6 protein-coding genes are annotated in these 8,835 nt (G+C 71.3%); 5 read left to right on the top strand and 1 reads right to left on the bottom strand.

Annotated features, from left to right (window positions below; all coding sequences use genetic code 11):
- The first annotated feature begins 198 nt into the window (after positions 1-198).
- The 4 genes from ACYVE7_RS23380 (at position 199) to ACYVE7_RS23395 (ending at position 5,521) form a co-directional block, all read left to right on the top strand.
- Complete coding sequence (locus ACYVE7_RS23380) at positions 199-564, top strand: hypothetical protein (RefSeq protein ID WP_460367194.1); 366 nt, start codon at positions 199-201, stop codon at positions 562-564.
- 27 nt (positions 565-591) lie between these two features.
- Positions 592-855: a hypothetical protein gene (locus ACYVE7_RS23385; protein WP_460367195.1), complete on the top strand. Its 264-nt coding sequence runs from the start codon at positions 592-594 to the stop codon at positions 853-855.
- Between the two features lie 167 nt (positions 856-1,022).
- On the top strand, positions 1,023-3,086 hold the full coding sequence (locus tag ACYVE7_RS23390) for an MMPL family transporter (protein ID WP_460367197.1): 2,064 nt from the start codon (positions 1,023-1,025) through the stop codon (positions 3,084-3,086).
- Between the two features lie 173 nt (positions 3,087-3,259).
- The gene (locus ACYVE7_RS23395) at positions 3,260-5,521 is read left to right on the top strand and encodes an esterase-like activity of phytase family protein (protein ID WP_460367199.1); all 2,262 of its coding nucleotides are present in this window, start codon (positions 3,260-3,262) and stop codon (positions 5,519-5,521) included.
- Positions 5,522-5,537: 16 nt separating this feature from the next.
- Here ACYVE7_RS23395 and ACYVE7_RS23400 read toward each other — a convergent pair whose 3' ends face one another.
- On the bottom strand, positions 5,538-6,482 hold the full coding sequence (locus ACYVE7_RS23400) for a hypothetical protein (RefSeq protein ID WP_460367202.1): 945 nt from the start codon (positions 6,480-6,482) through the stop codon (positions 5,538-5,540).
- A 262-nt stretch (positions 6,483-6,744) separates the two neighbouring features.
- On the opposite strand from ACYVE7_RS23400, the gene ACYVE7_RS23405 reads away from it, so the two are divergent.
- Positions 6,745-8,835 (top strand): non-ribosomal peptide synthetase (locus tag ACYVE7_RS23405; protein ID WP_460367204.1); only part of this gene is annotated, 2,091 nt, incomplete at its 3' end.

An 8,835-nucleotide genomic window follows, 5' to 3' on the forward strand; every position in this document is an offset into this window, starting at 1 on the left:
CGCCCCACACCTGCGCGACGAGGCGGTCGGCGTGCACCGTCCGGCCGTGCAGGGCGAGCGCGGCGAGCAGCGCCTGAGCCCGCGCGCCGACGACCGTCCGCCCCTGCCACCGCACACCGTCGAGCAGACGAAGATCGATCGGCATGGCCTCAGTCTAGGCCGCGCCTAAGCGCGCTGGATCGGGGTAGGCGGCCAGGTATGACTGTGACCAGATATCAGGATCTGCCCCTGGCGGACCATGACCGGAAATGGGACTCCGCCGCCGCGGACAAACGGGTCAGGGCCTGGGCGGACGCCGAACACGAGCCCGACGCCGCCTACCGCGACGCCCATCTCTGGTATGACGGCGACAAACCCCAGGATTTCGGTAGCTACAAGCTGCCGATCGCGGATGTCGTCGACGGCAGGCTCGTCGCCGTCCCGCACGCGATCATGGCCGTCGCCAGCGTGCTCGATGGCGGCCGCGGCGGGGTAGATATCCCGGCAGAGGACAAGAAAGGCGTCAAAGAACAGGTTTCCCGCTATTACGCGAAAATGGGGGAGAAAGCCCCCTGGGATCGCTGATCGGGACCGCTGACAGAAGGAGGAGCCATGCCGCAGAGCGGGTGGAGTGACAAGCGCGAACGCCAGTACCAGGACATCAAGGCATCCGAGAAGGCGCGGGGCGTCAAGGAGAAGCGGGCCGAGCAGATCGCGGCCCGGACGGTCAACAAGACCAGGGCGCGGCTCGGCGAGACCGAGCAGCAGCACGGCCAGACCAAGGAACAGCTCTACGACGAGGCGAAGCGGCGCGGCGTCAAGGGCCGGTCGATGATGACCAAGGCGGAGCTGGAGAAGGCGCTCCGCCAGAAATAGGCCCGCCGGAATGTAGTAGGGGACGCCCGTGAGCCGACCCTGAGCCCGATTCGGGGGCCTTCGGCCGCACGACGGAGATCATCCCAGGTCTGCGGCAGGAGGTGCGACGAGAATCCTGGAGACACCCTCGTACTTGCGACCTATCGCGAGAAGGAGGGTTCCCCAGAATGAGGGATCTGACCGCTGCCCCGGCCGGACGCCGGGGCAAATGGCTCACACTGCTGATCTGGCTGGCGCTGCTGGCCGTGCTCGTCCCCGTGTCCGGACGTCTGTCCGACGCCCAGACCGACGATCCGGCGGCCTCCCTGCCGGGCAACGCCGAATCCACCCAGGTCCTCAGGCTTCAGGACGAGTTCGGCCAGAACGACCGGACCCAGGCGATGGCCGTCTACGAGCGTCCGGGCGGGATCACCGACGCCGACCGGGCCGCGGCCGCCGCCGACCTGCCCGAGCTGGCGGGGATCGACGGGGTGGCCGGTCCGGTCGCCCCGCCGGTGGCCTCGGCGGACGGGCAGGCGCTGCGGGTGCTGATCCCCGTCGAGCGGGGTCTGGAGGTGCCGGTCGTCGCGGCCGTCCGGGAGGTGATCGAGCGGGGTCCGCCGGGCCTCGCCACCCATGTGACGGGCCCGGCCGGTGTCTTCGCCGACCAGGAGAAGGCCGTCGAGGGCGCGGAGGGGTTCCTGCTGCTCGCCGCCGGCGCCGTGGTGATCGTCCTGCTGCTGCTGATCTACCGGAGCCCGGTGCTGTGGATCCTGCCGGTGCTGTCGGCGGGCGCGGCGCTGATCAGCGCGTCGGCGGTGGTGTGCCTGCTGGCCGAGGAGTTCGGGCTGACGGTCGACGCGAACGGCGCGGGGATCCTCAACGTGCTGGTGTTCGGGGTCGCCACGGACTACGCGCTGCTGGTCATCGCCCGGTACCGGGAGGAACTGCACCGGCACGCCGACCGGCATGACGCGATGGCCGTCGCGCTGCGCAGGGCCGGTCCGGCGATCGTGGCGAGCGCCGCGACCGTCGCGCTCGGCCTGCTCTGCCTGTCGTTCGCCGACGTGGACGCGACCGCCGACCTCGGGCCCGTCTCGCTGGTCGGGGTGGCGTGCTGCCTGGCCGCGATGACCACGCTGCTGCCCGCCCTGCTGACGGTCATGCCGCGGTCGTTCTTCTGGCCCGCCGTCCCCAGGGTCGGCGCCGAGCCCCGGCAGGCACGGTTCTGGGCGCGGGTCGCCGGGCTGGTCGGGGCGCGGCCCCGGCTGGTGTGGGCGTACACCGCGGCCGTCCTCGGCGTGCTGGCGCTCGGGCTGACCTCGCTCAACACCCACGGCACCTCCAACGCGGGGATCTTCGTCAGCAAACCCGACTCGATCATCGGCGAGGAGGTCGCGGCCCGGCACTTCCCCGCGGGCACCGGCACACCCGTCGAGGTGGTCGGGGCGGCCCCCGCCGCGGCCGGGATCGGCGCCGCGATCGACGCGACCGAGGGCGTGGCGTCGCACACCAGCACCACGGCAGGACCCCATGTCCGGTTCGAGGTGGTGCTGGCCGTCGCACCGGACGGCGCGGACGCCGACCGGGCCGTCGACCGGCTCCGCACGGCCGTCCACCAGGTGCCCGGCGCTGACGCCAAGGTCGGCGGGCCCACCGCGATCCGGCTCGACGTGGCCCGCGCCTCCGACCACGACGACAGGCTGATCATGCCGATCGTGCTGGGCGTCGTCCTGCTGATCCTGGTCTTCCTGCTCCGCTCGCTGGTCGCGCCGCTGATCATGGCCGTGACGGTCGTCCTGTCGTTCCTGGCTTCGCTGGGCGTCGCCGGGTTCGTGTTCACGCACGTCTTCGGCTTCGAGGGGGCGGACCCGTCGATCCCGCTGCTGGCGTTCATCTTCCTGGTGGCGCTCGGCGTCGACTACAACATCTTCCTGATGACGCGGGTGCGGGAGGAGTCGGCGCGGCTCGGCACCCGGCCCGGGGTGCTGCGCGGCCTGACCGTGACGGGCGGGGTCATCACCTCGGCGGGGGTCGTGCTCGCCGGGACGTTCGCGGCCATGATGGTGCTGCCGCTCGTCCCGGCCGTCGAGATGGGGTTCATCGTCGCGTTCGGGGTGCTGCTCGACACGCTCGTGGTCCGTTCGCTGCTGCTTCCGGCGCTCGCCTACGATCTCGGCGCGCGGATCTGGTGGCCCAGCCCGCTGGCGAAAGAGCCGACCGAAACCCCCGTCCTTCAGGTGGTTCCCTGATCCGCTTCTCCGGGGGCCCTCGGGGACATCCCCGATGGGCCTCCGGGCCGTTCTCCCGGCAGCACGCGAGGTCGTCCTTCGCCGTTTACCTCGTTCAGGCCCGCTGTTCACCTTCTGATCGTTGGAACGTGGCAGTTTCTGGGGGCTCGCACCAAACACCCCGGGAGTTCCGCATGTCGTTCCGCCTCCGGCGCAGGGGGCTGGCCGCCGCCGCCGTCACCGTCGCGCTGCCGCTGCTCTTCGCCCCGTCGACCGCTCACGCGGGCAAGGACCAGCCGTTCTTCGAGCGCCTGGCCACCTATCCGGTCTTCCAGAACCTCCCCGCCGGCGGTCCGAGCGTCGCCGAGATCAGCGCGGTCACCGAGGACGGCGAGACCCTGGTCTACACCGACGCCATCGGCCGGAACATCGGTTTCCTCGACATCTCCCGTCCGAAGGCCCCGCAGGGCCTCGGCGTCATCCCGCTCGGCGCGAACGACTCGCCGACCTCCGTCGCGGTCGTCGGCGGCTACGCGCTCGCCGTGATCGACAGCAGCACCTCCTTCACCGCGCCGTCCGGCCGCGTCGACATCATCCGGATCAGCGACCGGACCGTGGTCCGCAGCATCGACCTCGGCGGCCAGCCCGACTCGATCGCGCTGAGCAAGGACAAGAAGTTCGCGGCCATCGCGATGGAGAACCAGCGCGACGAGGAGGCCACCCCCGCGGGCGGCAAGAAGGGCGACCTGCCGCAGGCGCCCGGCGGCTTCCTGCAGATCCTCGACCTGCCCGGCGCGAGCCCGGCCGGCTGGAGCACCCGCAAGGTCGCCTTCACCCAGCCCGACGGCTCCGCGCTCCCGTCGTTCGTCGCCGCGGGCATCGCCGCCCCGACCGACCCCGAGGTCGAGTACGTCTCGGTCAACGGCCAGGGCAAGGTGGCCGTTACCCTGCAGGAGAACAACGGCATCGTGATCGTCGACGGGAAGTCCGCGACGATCGACCGCGTGTTCTCGGCGGGCACCGTCTCGATCTCCGGGATCGACACCGTCAAGGACGGCCAGATCGACCCGTCCGGCTCGATCAGCGGGGTCCCGCGCGAGCCCGACGCCGTCGGCTGGATCGACGACCACCACCTGGCCACCGCCAACGAGGGCGACTGGAAGGGCGGCGGCCGCGGCTGGACGATCTTCAGTGACGCCGGTGCGGTCGTCTGGGACGCCGGCAACTCCTTCGAGCGGCTCGCCATCGAGCACGGCCTGCACAACGAGGACCGCGCCGCCAAGAAGGGCACCGAGCCCGAGGGCCTGGCCGTCGGCGTCTTCAACGGCAAGCGCTACGCGTTCGTCGGCTCCGAGCGTTCCAACTTCGTCGCCGTGTACGACCTGGAGAACCCGGCGTCGCCGAAGTTCCGCCAGGTGCTGCCGACCAACGCGGGCCCCGAGGGCCTGCTGCCGATCCCGGGCAAGAGCCTGTTCGCGGTCTCCTCCGAGACCGACGACCCGGCGACCGGGGTCCGTTCGGCCGTCCAGCTGTTCCGGCTCGACTACGACGAGCGCGCGCAGTTCCCGCAGGTCAAGTCGGAGAACGCGCTCGGCTGGCAGGCGCTGTCGGGGCTCTCTGCGGTGCCGGAGCAGCCGCACAAGCTGTACTCGGTCAGCGACGCCGCCCTGAGCACCACCAAGATCTACACGATCGACACCAAGCAGACCCCGGCCGCCGTCGAGTCGGCGCTGACGGTCACCAAGGACGGCAAGCCCGCCGGTTACGACGCCGAGGGCATCGTGGCGCGTCCGGGCGGCGGGTTCTGGCTGGCGTCCGAGGGCGACGCTGCCTCCAAGCTGCCGCTGGCGACCAGGAACCTGCTGGTCGCGGTCGACGCGGCGGGCAAGGTCACCCAGGAGGTCCCGCTTCCCGCCGACGTGGCCTCCGTCCTCGGCAAGCAGGGCCTCGAAGGCGTGACGGTCACCGGTTCCGGCGCGTCCGAGCAGGTGTTCTTCACCCTCCAGCGGCCGCTGTCGACCGACCCGGCCAACGTGGTGCGGATCGGCCGGTACACCCCGGCGACGGGCGCGTGGAACTGGTGGGGCTACCCGATCCAGGCTTCGGCCTCGGACGCCAACTGGAACGGCCTGTCGGAGATCGTCCATGTTCGTGACGATCTGTTCGCGGTCGTCGAGCGGGACAAGGCGTCCGGCCCCGCCGCCGCCCACAAGAAGATCTACTCCTTCGAGCTGACGGGTAACGCCGCCGGCCTCCCGCTGCTCAGCAAGAAGCTGGTCCGCGACCTGCTGCCCGACCTGCGCCAGACCAACGGCTGGACCCAGGAGAAGGTCGAGGGTCTCGCGATCACCGGCGAGAACACCGTCTGGTTCGTCACCGACAACGACGGCCTGAAGGACAACACCGGCGAGACGGTCTTCCAGTCGCTCGGCAAGGCGAACAAGCTGTTCCGCTAGAGGTCCAGAGGTTCCGTCAGGTCAGTTTGCGGACGGGGACGGCGTATCCGAAGTCTTCTTCTTTGGCCGCCGTCCCCTCTTCTTCGTGTCGAGGCAGAATCACCACCGAGGCGATGCAGAGCAGCAGCCCGGCACCCGTCGCCGCGAATCTGACCGGCCCCGCCGGCCATGGCTGCCCGTACACCAGGATCCCGCCGAGCCAGAGCGACACCTTCGAACCGATCGCCAGCACGACGATCACGACGGACAGCCGGCAGCGCTGGAGCCCGATCTGGGCGAGGGCGAGCCCGAACAGCCCGGTCCCGACCAGCAGGGCGGGGTGCGGGGAGCTCAGGACGGCCCGCCAGTCGTACGGATGGGCCTGCAGGATCCGCGCGATGCACACCCCTGCACTCTCCGCGCAGCCGACGAGGACTCCAGCGCCGAGCCCGAACGCGATCCCGGTGACGCGTTTGGCGTGCCGTCCGGTCCTCGGCTTGTCGCGGACCACGAACATCCACGCGGGCACCAGCACGCTCGGCCCGACGAGCAGCGCCAGCTTCCAGGTCGGCGGGGTGGTGTCCCACGGTCCCGGTTCGGCGGTCTGCCCGGTGAACAGCTCACTGGCGGAGGCCAGTGCGAGGAGGGCGACGAGCAGGGTGGTCAGCGCCTTCCAGATCCCCGTCGGAACCCGTTCGCCGAAGTTCCCGACCGACACCATCAGCAGCACCAGCATGACCGGCCCGTACATCGGGACGACCATCCGGACGGGCAGTTCCGTCATCACGAGGCTCTGCACGAACACGCCGGTCAGGATCGTGATGAGCCCCAGATACCAGACGGGTGAGGTGGCGAGCTGGGCGGCCGTCATCACCGGACGGTTGCCCGACAGGGTCGGCATCTTGCGCGCGGTCGTCTTGAAGATCGCGAATCCGGTGACGTAGGCGACGGGTGCGGCGCTCGCCAGGACCACGGCGTTCATGAGCGCTCCTCGGGGTGGGGCCTGTCGGCCGGAGGCTGATGATTCGGACGTTGCCACAGCAGAACCTGTTGCGAAATCGGGCCGATGCTAAAGAAAGTACGCACTTATGTAGAAAAGTGAGCACTCCCCGACCCCGGCGGACTTGACTCCGGTTTGACCCGGAGAGAAGCGCGGGGCAGGCTCGGCTGGGTAGTGATTCCGGATGAAGTGACCGGAAGCAGACGAGCGGCCCTTCACCGGACCGTGACACCGGAGCTGATCTGTGAACACCGCGCTTTACTCCAGCACGTCCGGCGCGCCCGCGCCGCGGACGCTGACCGAGATCCTCGCCGCTTCGGCGGAGCGACATCCCGGCGCGGCGGCCCTCGCCGACGGCGTCGAGACTCTGACGTACGCCCAGCTCACGGCCGCCGCGGCAGAGACAGCGGCCAAGCTGAACGCGGCGGGGATCGGGCGCGGCGACCGGGTCGGGATCCGGCTGCCGTCCGGCACGAACGGGCTTTATGTCGCGATCCTCGGAACCCTGCTGGCCGGCGCCGCCTACGTGCCCGTCGACGCGGACGATCCGGACGAACGGGCCGCGATGGTGTTCGGCGAGGCGGCCGTCAACGCCGTCATCACGGCCGACGGGATCGCCTCCGGGCATCCCGGCTCCGGGAAATCCGGCCCGCCGACCCTCGCCGACGACGCCTGGATCATCTTCACCTCCGGTTCGACGGGACGTCCCAAGGGCGTCGCGGTCAGCCATCGGAACGCGGCCGCGTTCGTCGACGCCGAAGCGTCCCTGTTCCTGCGGGAGTCGCCGATCGGCCCCGGCGACCGGGTGCTGGCCGGGCTCTCGGTCGCGTTCGACGCGTCCTGCGAGGAGATGTGGCTGGCGTGGCGGTACGGGGCCTGCCTGGTCGCCGCGCCGCGCTCGCTGGTCAGGACCGGCGCCGACCTCGGGCCGTGGCTGACGGAGCAGGGCGTGACGATCGTGTCGACCGTGCCGACCCTCGCGGCGCTCTGGCCGCAGGAGGCGCTGGCAGGCGTCCGGCTGCTGATCTTCGGCGGGGAGGCCGTGCCGCCCGAACTGGCCGCGCGGCTCGCCCGTCCCGGACGCGAGGTCTGGAACACCTACGGCCCCACCGAGGCCACGGTCGTGGCGTGCGCCGCCCCGCTGACCGGCGAGGGCCCCGTCAGGATCGGGCTGCCGCTGGACGGCTGGGAGCTGGCCGTCGTCGACCCCGACGGGCGGCCCGTCCCGATGGGCGCGTCCGGCGAACTGGTCATCGGCGGGGTCGGGCTGGCCCGCTACCTCGATCCGGCGAAGGACGCCGAGAAGTACGCGCCGCTGCCGTCGCTGGGCTGGGAGCGCGCCTACCGCAGCGGCGACCTGGTCAAGGCCGAGGAGGCCGGGCTGCTGTACCTGGGTCGCGCCGACGACCAGGTGAAGCCCGGCGAGCGGCGGATCGAGCTCGGCGAGATCGAAGCCGCGCTGCTGGCGCTCCCCGACGTCCAGGGGGCGGCCGCCGCCGTCAGGACCAGCCCGTCGGGCACTCCCCTGCTGGTCGGCTATCTGCTCGCCCCGCCCGGTTTCGATCTGGCCGACGCCAGGGAGCGGCTCCGCGCCGAGCTGCCCGGCGCGCTCGTGCCCCGGCTGGCGCTGGTGGAGAGCCTGCCGACCAGGACGTCGGGGAAGGTCGACCGGGATGCCCTGCCCTGGCCGATCGCGCTGCCCGCCGTCGACCACCGGGAGCTCACCGATGACGAGCACTGGCTGGCCGGGGTCTGGTCGGACGTCCTCGGCGAGGCCCCGAACGGTCCCGACGCCGACTTCTTCGCCCTGGGCGGCTCCAGCCTTTCGGCGGCGCGGCTCGTCACGGCGCTGCGCGTCCGGTATCCGGCGGTGACGGTCGGGGAGCTGTACGACCATCCGTCGCTCGCCGATCTGGCCGCTTACCTTCCGGCCACGGAAGTGTCGACTTCCGAGCATGTGGTGGTGCGGGTGCCGCGGGCGATGGCCGTCGCGCAGACCGCGCTGATGCCGCTGCTGCTCACGCTGGGCGCGCTCCGCTGGGTGGTGGCGCTGGCCGCCCTGTCGAACCTGTTCGGGCTGGCGCCGCACCTTTCGTGGTGGTGGGTCGCCGTCGGTTTCACCCTGTTCGTCCTGCCGCCGGGGCGGATGCTGCTGTCGGCGGGTTCGGCGCGGCTGCTGCTGCGCGGGGTCGAACCCGGCGATCATCCGCGCGGCGGCTCCGTCCACTTCAGGCTCTGGACGGCCGAGCAGATCGCCGCCCGGCTCGGTGCGGCCGAACTGTCGGCCGCGCCCTGGCTCGGCCGGTACGCCCGGCTGCTCGGCGCGCGCGTCGCC

Source organism: Actinocorallia lasiicapitis (assembly GCF_054778695.1).